At 61.9% G+C, this 15352-nt stretch carries 12 protein-coding genes; 6 read left to right on the top strand and 6 right to left on the bottom strand.

Features of this window, described 5'->3' with window-relative positions; translation table 11 throughout:
• Positions 1 to 551: methane monooxygenase/ammonia monooxygenase subunit C (locus EK23_RS19455; RefSeq protein WP_045227076.1), on the bottom strand; the 551-nt coding region annotated here is incomplete at its 3' end.
• Between the two features lie 466 nt (positions 552 to 1017).
• Between EK23_RS19455 and EK23_RS19450 the strand changes: the two genes are divergently transcribed.
• Together EK23_RS19450 and EK23_RS19445 are read left to right on the top strand one after the other, a co-directional pair.
• On the top strand, positions 1018 to 2679 hold the full coding sequence (locus tag EK23_RS19450; protein ID WP_052808369.1) for an OprO/OprP family phosphate-selective porin: 1662 nt from the start codon (positions 1018 to 1020) through the stop codon (positions 2677 to 2679).
• A 146-nt stretch (positions 2680 to 2825) separates the two neighbouring features.
• On the top strand, positions 2826 to 3314 hold the full coding sequence (locus EK23_RS19445) for an Hsp20/alpha crystallin family protein (protein ID WP_045227074.1): 489 nt from the start codon (positions 2826 to 2828) through the stop codon (positions 3312 to 3314).
• 418 nt (positions 3315 to 3732) lie between these two features.
• On the opposite strand, the gene ftsX is transcribed toward EK23_RS19445, so the two are convergent.
• The 5 genes from ftsX to EK23_RS19420 form a co-directional block, all read right to left on the bottom strand.
• On the bottom strand, positions 3733 to 4725 hold the full coding sequence (ftsX, locus tag EK23_RS19440) for a permease-like cell division protein FtsX (RefSeq protein WP_097991041.1): 993 nt from the start codon (positions 4723 to 4725) through the stop codon (positions 3733 to 3735).
• Positions 4722 to 5390 carry a cell division ATP-binding protein FtsE gene (ftsE, locus tag EK23_RS19435; RefSeq protein WP_045227066.1) on the bottom strand — a complete coding sequence of 223 codons (669 nt, stop codon included), beginning with the start codon at positions 5388 to 5390 and terminating at the stop codon, positions 4722 to 4724. The genes ftsX and ftsE overlap by 4 nt, the downstream gene beginning before the upstream one ends.
• Positions 5391 to 5422: 32 nt before the next feature.
• Entirely contained in the window at positions 5423 to 7420 is a 1998-nt protein-coding gene (ftsY, locus tag EK23_RS19430) for a signal recognition particle-docking protein FtsY (RefSeq protein WP_045227065.1), read from the bottom strand.
• Between the two features lie 30 nt (positions 7421 to 7450).
• Positions 7451 to 8059, bottom strand: a complete 609-nt coding sequence (locus tag EK23_RS19425; protein WP_045227072.1) for a redox-active disulfide-containing membrane protein — start codon at positions 8057 to 8059, stop codon at positions 7451 to 7453.
• 68 nt (positions 8060 to 8127) lie between these two features.
• Positions 8128 to 8802, bottom strand: a complete 675-nt coding sequence (locus EK23_RS19420; protein ID WP_235282214.1) for an SURF1 family protein — start codon at positions 8800 to 8802, stop codon at positions 8128 to 8130.
• Positions 8803 to 8930: 128 nt separating this feature from the next.
• Between EK23_RS19420 and EK23_RS19415 the strand changes: the two genes are divergently transcribed.
• From EK23_RS19415 to EK23_RS19400, 4 genes are all read left to right on the top strand, one after another.
• Positions 8931 to 9185: a twin transmembrane helix small protein gene (locus EK23_RS19415; RefSeq protein ID WP_045227063.1), complete on the top strand. Its 255-nt coding sequence runs from the start codon at positions 8931 to 8933 to the stop codon at positions 9183 to 9185.
• A 134-nt stretch (positions 9186 to 9319) separates the two neighbouring features.
• Positions 9320 to 11626, top strand: a complete 2307-nt coding sequence (locus tag EK23_RS19410) for a DUF1631 domain-containing protein (protein WP_045227062.1) — start codon at positions 9320 to 9322, stop codon at positions 11624 to 11626.
• 88 nt (positions 11627 to 11714) lie between these two features.
• The gene (locus tag EK23_RS19405; protein WP_045227061.1) at positions 11715 to 12506 is read left to right on the top strand and encodes a GGDEF domain-containing protein; all 792 of its coding nucleotides are present in this window, start codon (positions 11715 to 11717) and stop codon (positions 12504 to 12506) included.
• On the top strand, positions 12503 to 15307 hold the full coding sequence (locus EK23_RS19400; protein ID WP_045227060.1) for a class I adenylate cyclase: 2805 nt from the start codon (positions 12503 to 12505) through the stop codon (positions 15305 to 15307). Before EK23_RS19405 ends, EK23_RS19400 begins: the two co-directional genes overlap by 4 nt.
• Positions 15308 to 15352 lie beyond the last annotated feature (45 nt).

Raw genomic sequence — 15352 nt, 5'->3', positions numbered from 1 at the left:
GTGATCAGGTACGGCAGGGACAGGCCCTCGGCCCAGAACGGGCAGCGGGTCTTCGCGTACAGGAACGCGCCGAAACCGGTGATGATGTAGATCGGGTAGCTCAGGTAGAACTCGATGATGTGCGACGGGGTGAAGTCGGTGTCGCGCACGATCGTCTGATGCCAGGTGCCGTCCTGCTCGGTGAAGTAGGAAGCGCCCCAGTAGATGGCCCACGCATAGGCAAACAGCCAGATCAGGTGGGTCATGTTGCGACGCAGCTCTTCACGCGGGGTGATGGCAGCCAGGTTGCGGTCACGGGTCTTCCAGATGTAGCCCCACAGGATGGAAGCCGTGGTGACCTCGAGGACGATTTCCGTGTACAGGAAGTTCATCCAGTAGGTTTCGAATTCCGGAGCGAAAGAGTCCAGACCAGCGGACCAGCCATAAACACCTTCGTACCAACGAACCCACATGTAGAACACGGTGTAGATCGTGAAAGCGAAGGCAAGCCACTTCATATCAAGAAGCGGTTTCTCCTGCGCGGCGACGCCGCTTGCAGTCGTTGCAGCCATAGTTAAATACCTCTCTAGTTGATTTAATTCCCGACCCACTTGCGTAAGCCGAGGCATCGTTCTTTGGTGAAACAGTCCTTCGGTTATTCCGCCGGCGTAAAACGCTGGCGTCACCCCTCCCTTTGGTGCGCGACACTTTGTCACACCCCCCCCATCATGTCAAGCAGGGGAAACGCGATTTTTTTGAACTGGTTCACGTCCTGGACCCCGCGCCATTACTGGCGTTCAGCCAGGCAACAATCGGCGAGTTTTGTCAGCGTTGTTCCCTTTTTGGCATCAACCGGCGCGTGATTTTCCCCTTCGGTCGGCTCGGACGGCGGACTGTCATCAAACTGTCACACAACTGTCACAAAATTCGCCGCAACCGCAACAACGCGGTCATTCATCACTGGCACCATGCCACGGCCGTTCCATAGGGGATGAACGCCGGCCAGGAACCGTTTCAAACACACGATAAGAGAGACCCATGAAAGCCAACAATGCATCACTCGCGGTGGCGGCCATTCTGGCCGGCGGCGTGATTCCCGCACAGGCCCTGGAACTGTACGTGGACACCAAGACCCAGCAGGTCTTCACCGCGCCAGGAAAGAATCGAGTCCGTCTGGGCGAGTTTCAGAAGGTAGACGAGACTGCCGGTTCGAAGTCGAGCACCGCCGACGCGGGTGAGCTGGAGCGCAAGCTTGACCAGAAAAAGGTGGAACTGGAAGCCATCGAGGCACGACTGGACAAGAAACAGGCCTCTTTAAAAAGCATTGACGAAAAGCTGGACAAGGCTCAGGTCGCGGCCGCGCCAGCCAAAGACGGCGCCCATGTCAAATTGGGTGAAAATGGCCTGGAGCTGTCCTCTGATGACGGGAATTTCAAGGCCAAGATTGGTGGCCGGCTGCAGATCGAAAGTCAGGTCAACTGGAACGATCCAGACAGCCCCGCCGGTGCGGATTTGTCCAATGGCGTCGGGATACGACGCGCACGTCTGTACACCGACGGCACCATCTTCAAGGACTACGAATATCGTTTTGAATATGACTGGGCCCGGAATAACGGCGGCACCCAGGGTGTGACTGACGCGTTCCTCAAGTACGTGCACTTCAAGCCGTTTGCGATCACCATCGGTCAGCAGAACGAAGGCAAAAGCATGCAGTCGGTGATGAGCAACAACTACCTGCTCTTCAATGAACGTTCACTGCCCAACAATGCCTTCATCGAGGCAGGGCCAAACAGCAAGTACCAGCTGGGCGTTACCGCAGAGACTTACGACAAGGCATGGCAGATGCCCTACACGATTCGCGGCGGCATCACCACGGAGTCGCTCGGCGCGCCAGCTCCTGGCACCAGTTCCAACAATCCCAACGGCAATATCAACCGAAACGCCTTTAGTGGTGATATCAGCTATCAGCTCGTGGGTCGTGGAACTTTGGTGCCTTACATGGATAAAGAGGGGAACTTCCTGCACACCGGCTTGTGGGGTTCCTGGCGTAGTATCAATAACAACTACAATCCGGACGGCACCTTACGCGACGGCGGCTGGCAATACGTTTCTGCGCCGGATACCAATGTCGACCGAACTAACTGGGCCAACACAGGCAATCTGACCAACCCGGGAGCCGGCTTTGAAGCCAAGGAAGTTGCCATGCTCGGCGCGGAATTGGCAGGCTCCTATGGCCCCGTGCACATGGCTGCCGAATATATGCAGGCCCAACCGTCTGGAAAAGGCTACGACAGTGACGACGTCCTGACCGGCTATTACGTCGAAGGCGGTTGGTTACTGACCGGCGAACATCGGCCCTATGACGAAAAGAAAGGGACTTGGGGAAGGCTCGCCCCCAACCACAACTTCATCTTTGGCAATGGCTGGGGTGCCTGGGAACTCGCCGTGCGCTTCGACAGCCTGGACATGAATACCAAGAATATCAATGGCGGCGCCTTGGCCGCGGGTACCATTGGCTTAAATTGGTACCTGACGTCCCATGTGCGCATCATTACGGATTGGGTTCACGTGTTCAGTACCAGCACCGGCTCTGCGGGCAAGTGTACCTATCCCGCCACCCAAACCGCCAGCGACTCCATTGGATGCTTCAATGGCCTCAATCCCGATATGTGGCAGACCTCAGTCCGCGTGGACTTTTAGACCCGCGTGATTTACCTGATGAGCGAAAGAAGCCCCGCGACAGCGGGGCTTCCTTTTTTCCTTTGTCGTTGCTGACGGAACCCGGCTCCAGTCGTATAGTGACAAGCGCGCGGCAGTTGCCGCGCCTCATGCCGCTGGAGGAGTTCATGATCAGTCCGGAGCAAGACGCCCATCAAGCCACGCTTCACGACGACAGCGCCGACGAGGGCTGGTACGCCCTGCGCCAGCGGGCGCGCCAGGCGTTGACCCATTTCGCGCCGCCGGCTGGCGAGCTTGTGGACGAATGGCATCACGCCGCGCACTGGGCGGTGCTGCCCGCCGAACTGTGGGAAACCGCCGACAGTGTGGAACTGAGCCTGGAAGTGCCCGGCATGCAGGCAGAGCGCCTGGATGTCGAGGTGCTAGGCAACAAACTGGTGGTGCGCGGTGAACGTGTTGCCCCGGAAGATGCGGCGGCGCGCCGCCAGTTCATCCGCGAGCGGGCCTATGGACGCTTTCAGAGGACCTTCCACCTGCCTGCGGCGGTGAATGAGGATCTGGCCCGCGCGCGCTACCGGGACGGCGTTCTTTGCATCAGCCTGCCCAAGGCAGCGCAGCGTCACGACCAACGCATCCGTGTGGATGCCCCGGCCTAAGGGGTGAAAACAGCCCGAGGAATGGGCCAAAGAGTAGGCTATTTCTGCGGTAAATGTTCAAACATGTCATTCCCCTCCACCACTCAGGGGGAGGGGAAGGCAGGGTAGGGGTAGCACCCTGACGGTTACAGCGAACTTCGACGTTTCTTCTTCGTCCCGGCCTTCTACCCCCATCCCGACTTTCCCCCTCCGAGGGGGAAGGCGCGAAGACATCGGTCGGCGACCCTACAGGAGCACTCCGCGGGACCGATGTTCCCGGCAGCAGCAGTCCTTCGCCACGATTTTGTCCTTGGAAGCGAATTTGAATAGCCGCAGGCTGAACCGAAGGGCGAGGGTATAGGATGTGCCGAGTGAAACCGGATTCAAAAGGACTTCGCTTAGCGAATCCAATTCAGCGAACCTGCTTCTCGGCCATTGCCTACGTGGGAACGAGCTTCCTCAGATAGTAGACCACAACGACCAGAGAACCGGCCGCCCCGAGGGCGCCGGAATAGGCGATCAAGCGCCCGACCTCGCTCCAGGCCAGCGACTCCAGCTGAAACTCACCGCCGTACAACGTCGTGAGTTCCGTCACCGGGCCCTGCAGAAACAGGACCATGATGGCGATCATCAACCAGGCGCTGATGCCGCCCAGCACGCCGTACCACATTCCGGTATAGAGAAAAGGTCGGCGGATGAAACCGTCCCCCGCTCCCATGAGCTTGGCGACCTCGATTTCCTCGCGCCGGTGTTGCAGTTCCAGGCGCACGGTGTTGCCCACAATCAGCAAGACCATGGCACCCAGCATGGCGCCCAGCACACCGACACTGCGGCGGGCAAGATTGAGCACGGTCTGCAGCTTGCGCATCCATTCGGTGTCCGCCTGGACAAAATCCGCCTCCGGGAGGGCGCGCAGTTCGGCCAGCAATTTTTCCACATCCGCCGGGGCCTGCAGGCTTTCCTTGGGACGCAGGCTGACCACCGCCGGCAACGGGTTGAAATCCAGCGCCTGCAAAGCTTCCCCGAACCCACTGAACTCCTTGAATTCGCTCAGCCCCGCTTCCTTGCTGATCAGTTTCGCCTCGGCTATCTGAGGCCGTTCCCGCAGCTTGTCCGCGACCTTCCGGGCCGTCTCGTTGCTGACGCTGGGCTTGAGATAGACGGAAATCAGGTTGGTGATCTCCAGTTCGCCACTGGCGCGCTGGGCATTCTTGACCAGCACGTGGAAGCTGGCCGGCAAGGCCAGGGCGATAGCGATCACCAGGACGGTCAGGCCGGACCCGAATGGCTTGGCGTAAAGCCGTCCCAGGCTAGCAATGAGGGTGTGCGCGTGCAGGAAGAAATAGCTGCGCACCCGCTCCAGCCAGGGCGCCCTGACGACCGGCGCGGCGTTGTGGTCGCGCCCCGGTCCGAAGCGTGGCTCGCGCCTCACGCCGCTTCGACTCCTTCCATCAGCTTACCCTGCTGCAGCCGCAAAAGGCGGCCTCCCATGCGCGAGATCAGGGACAAGTCGTGGCTGGCAATCAAGATGGTGACGCCCACCTGGTTGAATTCCCGGAACAGTTCCATGATTTCCGCCGCCAGTTCCGGATCCAGATTCCCCGTCGGCTCATCCGCCAGAATCACCGGCGGCTTATGCACGATGGCTCGGGCGATGCCCACCCGTTGCTGCTCGCCACCGGAGAGTCCGACCGGATAGCGCTTTTCCTTGCTCAACAGCCCCACCTTGCCTAGGGCGGCGCGGACCCGGCGCCCGGTCTCCGCCGGCCCGAAACCGGCGATTATCAAAGGCAAGGCGACGTTGTCGAATACGGTACGGTCGTGGAGCAGACGGAAATCCTGGAAGATCAGGCCCAGGCGGCGGCGGATGCGCGGAATCTCGCGATTGGGCGCGCGCGACACATTCACGCCGTCCACGAAGATCTGGCCGCGGGTCGGACGCTCGATCACCGGGATCAGCTTGAGCAACGTACTCTTGCCGGCGCCGGAATGGCCGGTCAGAAACGCCATTTCGCCTCGCTCCAGCTCGAAGCTCACCCCGGCCAAGGCTTCGCCGCCTTCCGGGTAACGCTTGAATACCTTATCGAAACTGAGCATGGCCGTAGCGGCAGCGCGCCCGGACCCGCGCCTCAATCGCTGGCGAACAGGGCATCGATGAATTCCCGCGCCTTGAAGTCCTGCAGGTCGTCGATGCCTTCGCCCACGCCAATGTAACGGATCGGGATGCCGAACTGCTTGGCCAGCGCAAAGATCACGCCGCCCTTGGCGGTGCCGTCCAGCTTGGTCAACGCCAGCCCGGTCAGGCCCACCGCCTCGTTGAACTGCTTGGCCTGGGACAGGGCGTTCTGGCCGGTTCCCGCGTCCAGCACCAGCAGCACCTCATGAGGCGCGGTCGCGTCGAGCTTGCCCATGATGCGCTTGATCTTGCTCAGTTCCTCCATCAAATTGGACTTGGTATGCAATCGGCCCGCGGTATCGGCGATCAGCACATCCACTCCGCGGGCCTGAGCCGACTGCACCCCATCGAAAATGACGGATGCCGAATCGGCCCCGGTATGCTGCGCGATGACGGGGATCTCGTTGCGCTCGCCCCAGGTCTGCAACTGCTCCACCGCCGCCGCGCGGAAGGTATCGCCCGCGGCCAGCATGACGCTGAGTCCCTGGTTCTGCAGACGCCGGGCCAGCTTGCCTATGGTGGTGGTCTTGCCCACGCCGTTGACGCCCACCACCAGGATCACGAAAGGCTTGTGCTCCTTGCGAATCTCCAGCGGCAAGCTGCAGGGCTCGAGGATTTCGAAGAGATGCTCCCTGAGGCGGCCGGTCAAAACGCCCACGTCCTTCAGTTCGCTGCGCTCCAGGTTGTCGGTGAGATCGGCGATGATCTCCGCGGTGGCGGTCACGCCGATATCGGCCATCAACAGCTGCGCCTCGATGTCCTCGAGCAGGTCGCGGTCGATGGCCTTCTTGCCGAGGGCCAGATTGGACAGGAATCCGGTCAATCCGCCGCGGGTCTTGCCCAGGCCGCTCTTGAGCCGCTCGAACAGGCCCTCGCCAGGCAGTGGCACCGGCACGGCCGGGGGCGCGATCGGCGTGGGCAATACCGTTGCGGGAATGGCCTCCAGAGCGGCGGGCTCCGCGGCCGGCGGCTCTTCGCGCCGCATCGGCTCCTCTGCGGGCCTCGGGGCGCGCAGCAGCACGGCGACAAAAAGAACATTCAGCAGCAGCAGCAAGGACACCGCGCCGTGCAGGGCCACTGCCGCCACCGGCAAGCGCAGCAGCACGATGCCAGCGCCCAAGCTGATCTCCACCAGCAGCAGGAAGCTGAGAATCACCGCCGCGCGACCCAATGCAACGGTGCTGCGCCTGGAACTGATGCCCATGGCCAGGACGGTCAGCCACAGGAACACCAGCACAGCCCCGATCCTGTGGGTCCAATGAATCGCAGCCCGCGCCGAGTAGGAGAGCGGCCCGGTGAACGCCAGGCTGTCGTGCAGGGGCGCCGCGAAAGCGCCGGCATAATCCACGGGCGGGTTGTAGGAGCCCAGACACGTGGGGAAGTCAGGACAGGCCAACCCGGCATGGTTGAGGCTGGCCCACCAGCCAAGGAGCATCTGCGCCAGGAGCAGGAGCACGCCCAAACGGGCGAACCAGCGCCAGCCGGGCATTGCGACCGGTGCCTGCCGGAGGCCGCACTGACTCAAATAGGCCAGAAACAGGAGGCCAGCGGTTAACGCTCCGGCCAGCAGGTGCAAGGTCCTGAACACCGGGAGTACCAACAAGTCCCGCGCGAACAGGTCGGCGGCGCCCTGCAGGCCCGCGAGGACTAGCGCCATGCCCGCATACGCGAAGGCCTGCAGCCTGGCCTGGCGCGCCCAGGCCGACGTCAGGGTCATGAGCGCCAGGAGGGCGATCAGTACCCCGGCCAGATAGCGATGGGCCTCGGCCAGCAGGTTGGCGGATGCCTCGGCGTCCGGCTGCGCCTGCGGCAGCGCGTCCACCACGATCTCGCCCAGGCAGCCCGGCCAATCGGGGCAGCCAAGTCCCGCGTCGGACACGCGTAGGGCTGTGCCCATGGCCATCAGGCACAGGGTCAGCAGCAAGGAAATCAGGCTCAACGGTTTGAACATGTTCTTCTTATTGGGTTAGCTTGGACCGGATCATCCGATCTGGGATACCCGCAGCAAGCGCTGCAGGTCACGCAAGACGCCATAGGGGTCAAAGCCCGGCGCATACCACATCATGACATTGGCGAAAGGATCCATGAGGATGACCGTTCCCTCGGGCAGGTCGGTGCCGCTGGCTTCTTTCAGTTGACCCCGCAACCGATCGGAGAAACCCGCGACCAGCAGGGTCGGATCTGCCGCCGTTATCTCCTGCAGTCCTGCCGGCGCCTTCCCCGCCGGTACCAGGAGGATACGGCGAACGCGGGCCAGTTCCTTGTTCAGCATCAGCCGCAGTTGCTTGGTCTTGTAAAGCGTCTCGCGGCACACGTCGCCGCACTCGGGACCGGACACCTGGATGAGCACCCAGCGGCCCTTGACCTCCGGCAGGTTCTCCGCGGCCGTGAACGGCTGAGCAAAAAACTCATCGTAAGCGAAGGGCCGCGCGGGCGAAATGAGATGACCGTAGTTGAACTTTTGGCGGTCCTGCACTAGCTCCGGATTCCTGGCCATGTACCAGGCTATTCCGAAGGGAACGATACAGATGAGCGCGATGGTCACGATCACCAGGCGGTTGCGCCGAAGGTGGGAAGCCGGTTGTGTCACGTTGAAATTGCTCACCTAAATAGGGCCGTATGGGCTCTCGCGCACAGCAAAGCCCGCCGCGAATACGCTCAAGCCCCGGCCACAGGCCTTGGCTTGAACCCATACCAGACGTATAAAGCCGCCACCAGGGCGGCAAAGGAAAACCATTGCAGCGCGTAGCCCCGGTTCTTGCCGGGGTCCAGGCTGGCGGGATGCCAGTCTCGAACGTATCCATCGCGCTGATCGGAGTCCAATAATACCTGATACGGCAGCACACGATAACCAAGCCGGCGTGAAAGTTGCTCCGCGTCGGCCACCTGAACCAGCGACGGCCAGCCTGGCGCTGGGATTTCCGCGCCCTCGAGCTTGAACCCGACCGATGGAAATTTCTCCACCCGGCCACTGACGTGTGGCGCCTGCTGCGACAGAGCAAGGTCCGGCAATTCGGCACGGCTCGCCCCCTGCGGCACCCAGCCGCGGTTGACCAGAACCGCCACACCGGCGCCTCTGATCTGCAGGGGCGTCAATACGTGATAGCCCACCCGGTTTTCCTGCAGCTGGTTGTCCAGGAGGAACTGGTGGGCCGGGTCGTAATCACCCTCGACCTGCACACGGCGGTAACGCAGCGGCTCCGCGTCCCCCTGCGCCCCTGTCAGGCGCATGGGCGGGTCCTGCTCGTGCACACGGCGCAACTCCATCAAGGCGATCTTCTCCTCCGCCCGCCGGAGCTGCCAGGCGCCCAGCGACAAAAACAGGGGGATCAACAGCAATGTAGAAATAGAGGCTACCCAGCCCGGTTTAAAGGTATAATTTCGCAAGCTTTAATTTACCGTTTTCGGCGTTACGTCAAAATTGGCCGGATTTCGGCCTCCCGAGCCTCGCGAGAACGTCCATGCTGACAAAAACCCTCATCGTCTTCGTGCTGATCATGATCATCGCCAGCCTCGGCACGGCCATGGTCTATTTGCTGAAGGATCGCGAGCGCTCGCCGCGCACCGTCAAGGCCCTCACGGCACGCATCGGCATGTCCCTCGCCTTGTTCTTTCTGCTGCTGCTGGGCTACCGTGCCGGAATCCTCCATCCCCACGGCCTCAAGCCCGGCCCGGCCCAGGCCAGCCAAGCCGAGGCGGCCCGCGCAGCGCCCTGATCGCCGTGACCGGGAAACCGGGCGGCGGTCACCGGGAGGAGATCAAGTGTTCCCGCCTGGATGGCTATAATGTCTGGCACGGAATTCCCCGGGAGCTGTCCCAGGGCACAGGATAACCCTTCGATGCAGCGTCCATGACAGATCAAGATTCCTATACTCAGCACGAACGCCCGGGCACCCTGGTGCGCTATCTGGACGTGCTGCATGAGTGCCAGTCGTTCATGGTGGAGAAGTTTACCGAACTGTTCCGGGAAATGTTCTCCAGCATGGATGACTTCATGCTCGGGCTCGCGGAGAACGCCGAGACCAATGCCGTGCGCAACCACTGCTTCGAGGTGATGCACGAGTTCCTGTTGCGGCAAACGGACATCCAGCGCACCTTCACCAACGAGATCAACCGCGGCTTCGTCAACTTCTCCCAAGGCAAGGTAGAACCCCTGCGCAGCGTGGTGCGGGCCACCAATGTGGATCAACTCAGCCTGATCGAGAAGGACGATTACGAGATATCCCTGGCTTACGCCAACATCCTGCACCGGGCCAACAACGAGTATTCGGCGCATCTGTTCGCCCTGAATCACCGACTGGCGGTGGTCAACGGCGGGGTCAAGCTGGGCGAATACAACCCGGCGCTGCCAGGTTCGCCAGCCCAGGTATGCGACGCCTTGCAGACCGCGCTGGAGATCATAGACATCCCCATCAGCCACAAGATCCGCGTCGCCCTGGTGTCGGAATTCGACCAACGCGTATTGCACCAGGCCGGCGCTCTCTACGACGCCTTCAATGATCGCCTCATCAAGGCCGGCGTGTTGCCCAACCTGTCCCTGGAGGCCATTGGTTACAAACCCGGCGGAGGATCGGCCGAGGGCCAGGCGGCGCAGGAGGGTCGCGCCGAGGAACCGGTGCAGCCGCAGGAGGCGGCCCGCCCCGAGGAAAACGAATCCAGTCTGGACCGCGAGATATTCCACAGCATCCAGGAGATCCTGGCCCGCCGCCATATGCATCCTGCCCAGTTCGGCGGGACCATGGCCACGGCCGCCCAAACCAACCTGCCGGACCTGCTGGCATCCCTCAACACCCTGCAGGTCAATGTCCCGCCCATCAGCAGGCAACAGATGGCGCACCTGCCCCTGGACGCCGTCAAGGCGGCATTCGCGGAACAGGTGGCGCGGCTGGGCGAGCTGGTCAAGGAGCAGCAAATCAACTCCGCGGACGCCGACATCATCGATCTGGTCGGCATGCTGTTCGAGTTCATCCTCAACGACAACACCCTGCCGGACTCCGTCAAGGCGCTGCTCAGCCACCTGCACACCCCCATCCTCAAGGTCGCCCTGCTCGACAAGAAGTTTTTCTTCCGCAGCAAACATCCGGCGCGCCGCCTGCTCAATACCATGACCCAGGCCGGCGCCCTGTGCAATGCGGACGAGGCCGACGAGCAGGGCATCTTCGCGAAGATGCAGTCCATCGTCGATGAGATCGTGCACAACTTCGAGGACAACACCGAAATCTTCACGCTGCTGCTGGAAGACTTCAGTGAGTTCCTCGAAGGTTTCAGTCGCAAGTCCAAGGTGGTGGAAAAGCGCGTGGTGGAGACCGCCAAGGGCCGCGAAAGGCTGCGCGAGGCACGCCAGGCCGTCTCCCAGGAAATCGTCGACCGCACCTGGAACCGCAGCCTGCCCAAGGCCGTGGAGGAATTGCTGCTGGGACCCTGGGCCAACCTCATGGTGCTGACCAATCTCCGCAGCGGTCCCGACAGCGAGGAGTGGAAGCAGGCCCTCGGCCTGGTGGACGACGTGCTGTGGAGCGTCGAGCCCAAGCGCAGCGAGTCGGAACGCCAGCAGCTCAAGGAGCGCCAGCAGAAGATCGACGAAGCCATCCGCAAGGGCCTGGCCGTGATCGGCGACCCCGAGGTCAACACCAACGCACTGCTCGCCGACTTGGCCGCCTGCCAGCGCGCCGCCATGGAGATGCCGGACGAATCCGTCGCCCCCGCCGCGCCAAAGGAACGCAAGAAGGTACCGCCACCGCCGCCCAAGCCCATCTGGGAGGACGTGGAAGTGGAAACGCCGGAAGCGCGCGAACATCCCTTCCTACGCGATGCGGACCCCGTATTGCTGGCTATCGTCGACGAACTAAAGGCCCTCAAGCTGGGCGCTTCCTTCGAGTTCACCGACAAGGACAAGAACCAGAAGCTGCGGGCTAAGCTGTCCTGGTACAGCCCAAAGACGTCCTATTACATATTCGTCAACCAGGCAGGAATCCAGGTGGCGGTAAAATCGCTGCGAACCTTGGCCATGGAGATCCGCCGCGGCGAGACCACGATCGTCCCTCAAGCGCGGAAGCCCTTGATGGACAGAGCGCTGGAAACCATCTATACCTTGTTGCATTCCCCGGACGAATCGGACCTGGGGGCGCAGGACGCCAGGCTTTCCGTGAGACCTTAGCCGCCGCGAGGCGCAGTGCCGTTTCGACCACCGGGCAAACCATCGCCATCTGAAGGCGAGTTTAGCCATTTCTCTCACTGGAGCTTGCATGTCCGAACCCGATCCAAGTCTTGCGGCCCTGGCGCTAAGCCAGGCCCCCGTCGGCGTCATGCTGATACAGGGACCGCGCATCGCCTGGGCAAACGAAGCGTTGGCGCAGGCACTTATGACTACCGCAGCCGCCATGACCGGCCTGGAAGTGGAGGCCGCCCGCCGCAATGGCCTCAGCGTTCTGTTCGACGACAAATCCCCGGAAATAGAGATCAAGCTGCCCGACGGTTCCGTGCGGCACTGGCAGCGCTTGCGCCAGCCCTTGCCCGCAGGCGCCGAGGCACATTTCTTCATCGATGTGACCCGCCAGTTCGAGTTGGCGGAGGAATTGCGACAGATGCAGGAGCAACTCAAGGTGCTGGACACCCGCGACGGCGAAACCGGCCTGATGAGCAGCAACGCCATCCTGCAGGCACTGGATGCGCAGATCACCCGCAGCCGCCGCTACGGCAACCCGCTGTCCGCCATTCGACTGAACCTGACACCGCCCGCATCCCAGGCCGCACAGCACACTGCCCTGCGCACCATCAGCCAGGAATTCAAGATGCAGCTGCGCTGGGCAGACCAGATCGGACGCCTGGACGACGACAACTTCCTCCTGGTGCTGCCGGAAACCCCGCTGAAGGACGCGGAGTCACTGGCCCAGAAGCTTGGGCACGACCGTATCGCACTGACCAGCCGGGCAGAGGGTTGGTCGGTCACCTTCACCTGCGCCGAGTGGCGCAAGGGCGATGACACGCGCAAATTGCTCAAACGTCTTCAGGAGGCGGTAACCGCCACCGACTCGTGAGCAGCAAGGGGCTACAACCCATCACGTTCCGCCCGCTGGGCGAGGAAATTGACAAGAAGGATCTCCTCGCCGTCATCCGGCGCTTCCAGAACCTTCATCAAATCCAACTGCGGCGTATTCAGGCCTCCCTCTCGGTCAGGCAAAGGACTTTCCTGGACCTGCTGCCTCTCTTGTTCCACACCAACCATCCGCTGCTGCCCGGGTTCGTCACCACGGAGACGCCGGCGGGCATTCCGGACTTCAAACCGGGCAGGGCCGCCCTGCAGGCCGCCGCCCAGCTTTCCAAGAGTTTCGATTACAAGAAGCACGCATTCTACGACCAACCGATTCACGCCATTTTCCTCATGGGCAGCGTGGGCAGCATCGCCTATTCGGCGAAGAAGAGCGACCTGGATATCTGGCTATGCCATGAACCAGGGCTGGAAGCCGAACCGCTATCGGAACTCAGGCAGAAGGCCGCCGCCATCGAAGCCTGGGCGGCCACCCTGGGGCTGGAGGCCCATATTTTCTTCATCAATCCCGATGAATTCCGTTCCGGGCAGGGCGAACCCATCTCCACCGAGAGCTGCGGCAGCATCCAGCACCACCTGTTACTGGAGGAGTTCTACCGCACCAGCGTGCACATCGCCGGCCGCGTCCCCGGCTGGTGGCTGGTCCCGCCAGATCAGGAAGATCTGTACACCGCCTATCTGGAACACCTGCGCCATAGACGCTTCATCAATTTCCAGGATATCGTCGACCTGGGCGGCCTGGAGCAGATTTCCCCGGAAGAGTTCCTGGGCGGCACCCTCTGGCATCTGTACAAGGCCATCAGCTCACCGCACAAGTCGCTGCTCAAGTTGCTGCTGATGGAAAGCTACGCCAGCGAGTTTCCCCGGCCTGACTGGCTCTGCACACGCCTGAAGGCGTCGGTGCATGCCGGTGTTCTCGACATCCATGCGCTGGACTCGTATATCCTGATGTACCGCAAGGTGGAAGACTATCTGCAGGCGCACGGCGAGACCGAGCGCCTGACGCTGGCACGCCAGTGCTTCTACCTCAAGATCAACGAGGTCATGAGCCAGCCCTCCGCCGCAAGCGCCGAAAAGCTGGAAAGGCGCGATATCCTTCGGGCCATGCTGAGCGAATGGGGTTGGGGGCCGCAGCAGGTCCACGAACTGGACAGCCGGCGGCGCTGGCGCATCCGACAGGCCCTTGAGGAACAGCAACGCATCAGCCATGAACTGATGTCGAGCTATCAGGCCATCGACCGCTTTGCCCAGGAGCACCCCATCGCGAAAGGGCCAGGATCTCAGGAACTGGTGCTGCTCGGCCGCCGATTGCGCGCTGCCCTCGAGCGCAAACCGGGCAAAGTCGAGATCCTCAGCAACGACGGCTACGAAAAACTGGAAAGCGAGGACCTCAGCGTGCACGAGGTCCGCCTGGCTGATGGTGAATTGGGCTGGGCCGTCTACAGCGGCACGGTGAAGTCCACGGACCGGGACAAGCCAGACCCCTTGAAAGCGGCCCATAGTCTGCTCGAGATCATGGCCTGGCTGGTGGTGAACCATTTCCAGCCCCGGTCCGGCAGCGTGACCCTGGAGACCGCCGGCAGTTGCATGAGCGTGCGCGACTTCAAGAGTCACATGGATACCTTGAGTGCGTTTCTCTGCAAGTTTCAGCAAGCCCGCGAGGACCTGAGCGCCTTCGACTCACCTTCAAAGGTGCTGTCCAGCGCGGTCTTCATCAATATCGGGCACGATCCGGACCCAGACCATAAGGATGGACTGCAACTGACCAGCAACCGCTTCGATGCGCTGAGCTTCGGCGCGACACGGAGCAATCTAATCCATACCGTGGATTGCATCAGCCTCACCAGTTGGCAGGAGATCCGCGTCTCGCGCTACCGAAACCTGGACGGCTTCTTCACGTGTCTGTGCGAGGCGCTCTCGCCGTTTCCGCAACCGCCGCAAGCCCCGCCGTTTGAATGCGCCAGCTTCGGTTCCGTGCGCTCGCGCAGCATCGCCCTGCGGGTGCAGGAGGTCTATCTGCAACTGCATGCCGTATTCAAGGCATCGTCCCGCGCGCGCTACGTCATCCGGGGCGGCACCTCCCTGTTCCTGTTCGAAGAGCGCTCTGGCCAACTGAATTTCCGGCCCCTGGCGGACGAATCGCAATTGCTAGGCGAGCTGGCGACCCCAAGGCTCGAATACGGGCCGGTGGTGTTCGACCACGCGGCACTGGAGGGCTCGCCCTTACCGCAGATGTTCGCCCAGTCGAGCGAGGGTGTGATCCAGATCTATGCTCTGCCGCTGGCTCAATCCACCGAAATCTACGTGCTGGACGAAAAGGGCAGCCTTTTTCACCGGACCCATCCACGGTCCGGGCCTTTGCACCTGCTCGGGGTCTATGCCTTGTATATCGCCGCTGTCAGGCACCATTTCCCCACACCGGTACGCGGCATTCAGTACTTTCGGCTGGACGCCAATGGCCGTGGCGACTTCGTGCTGAGTCAGCTGGATTACAAGCCCACTGCCGCTGCAAGGAAGCTTAACCTCCGGATCATTGGTCGCCAGCGCGACGACGGTCGTACCAGCTACACCTTGCAGTGCGACCATCGGGAATTTTCGTCGGAAGACGATGGGCTCGGGGAGCTTGCAGGGCACCTGGCGGATCTGCGAAAGGAAGGCGAAGCGCACCCGCTGTATATCAGCGAAATCGACGTGCCACCGAGCGCGCTGGGCGAAAAAACGGCCGAACGGCTGCAAACCTGGCACTTCCTCAATTTCAAGCGGGAGATCGAGGAACGCATCGGTGCCTGAGTGGGCGCGGCTTCGCATCGCTTTCAGGGGCCAGCCTGTTTAAAA

It is taken from the genome of Methyloterricola oryzae, assembly GCF_000934725.1.
Taxonomy (GTDB): Bacteria; Pseudomonadota; Gammaproteobacteria; order Methylococcales; family Methylococcaceae; genus Methyloterricola; species Methyloterricola oryzae.
Note: the sequence above shows the minus strand (reverse complement) of the source record. Positions and strands in the feature narration are given on the sequence as shown.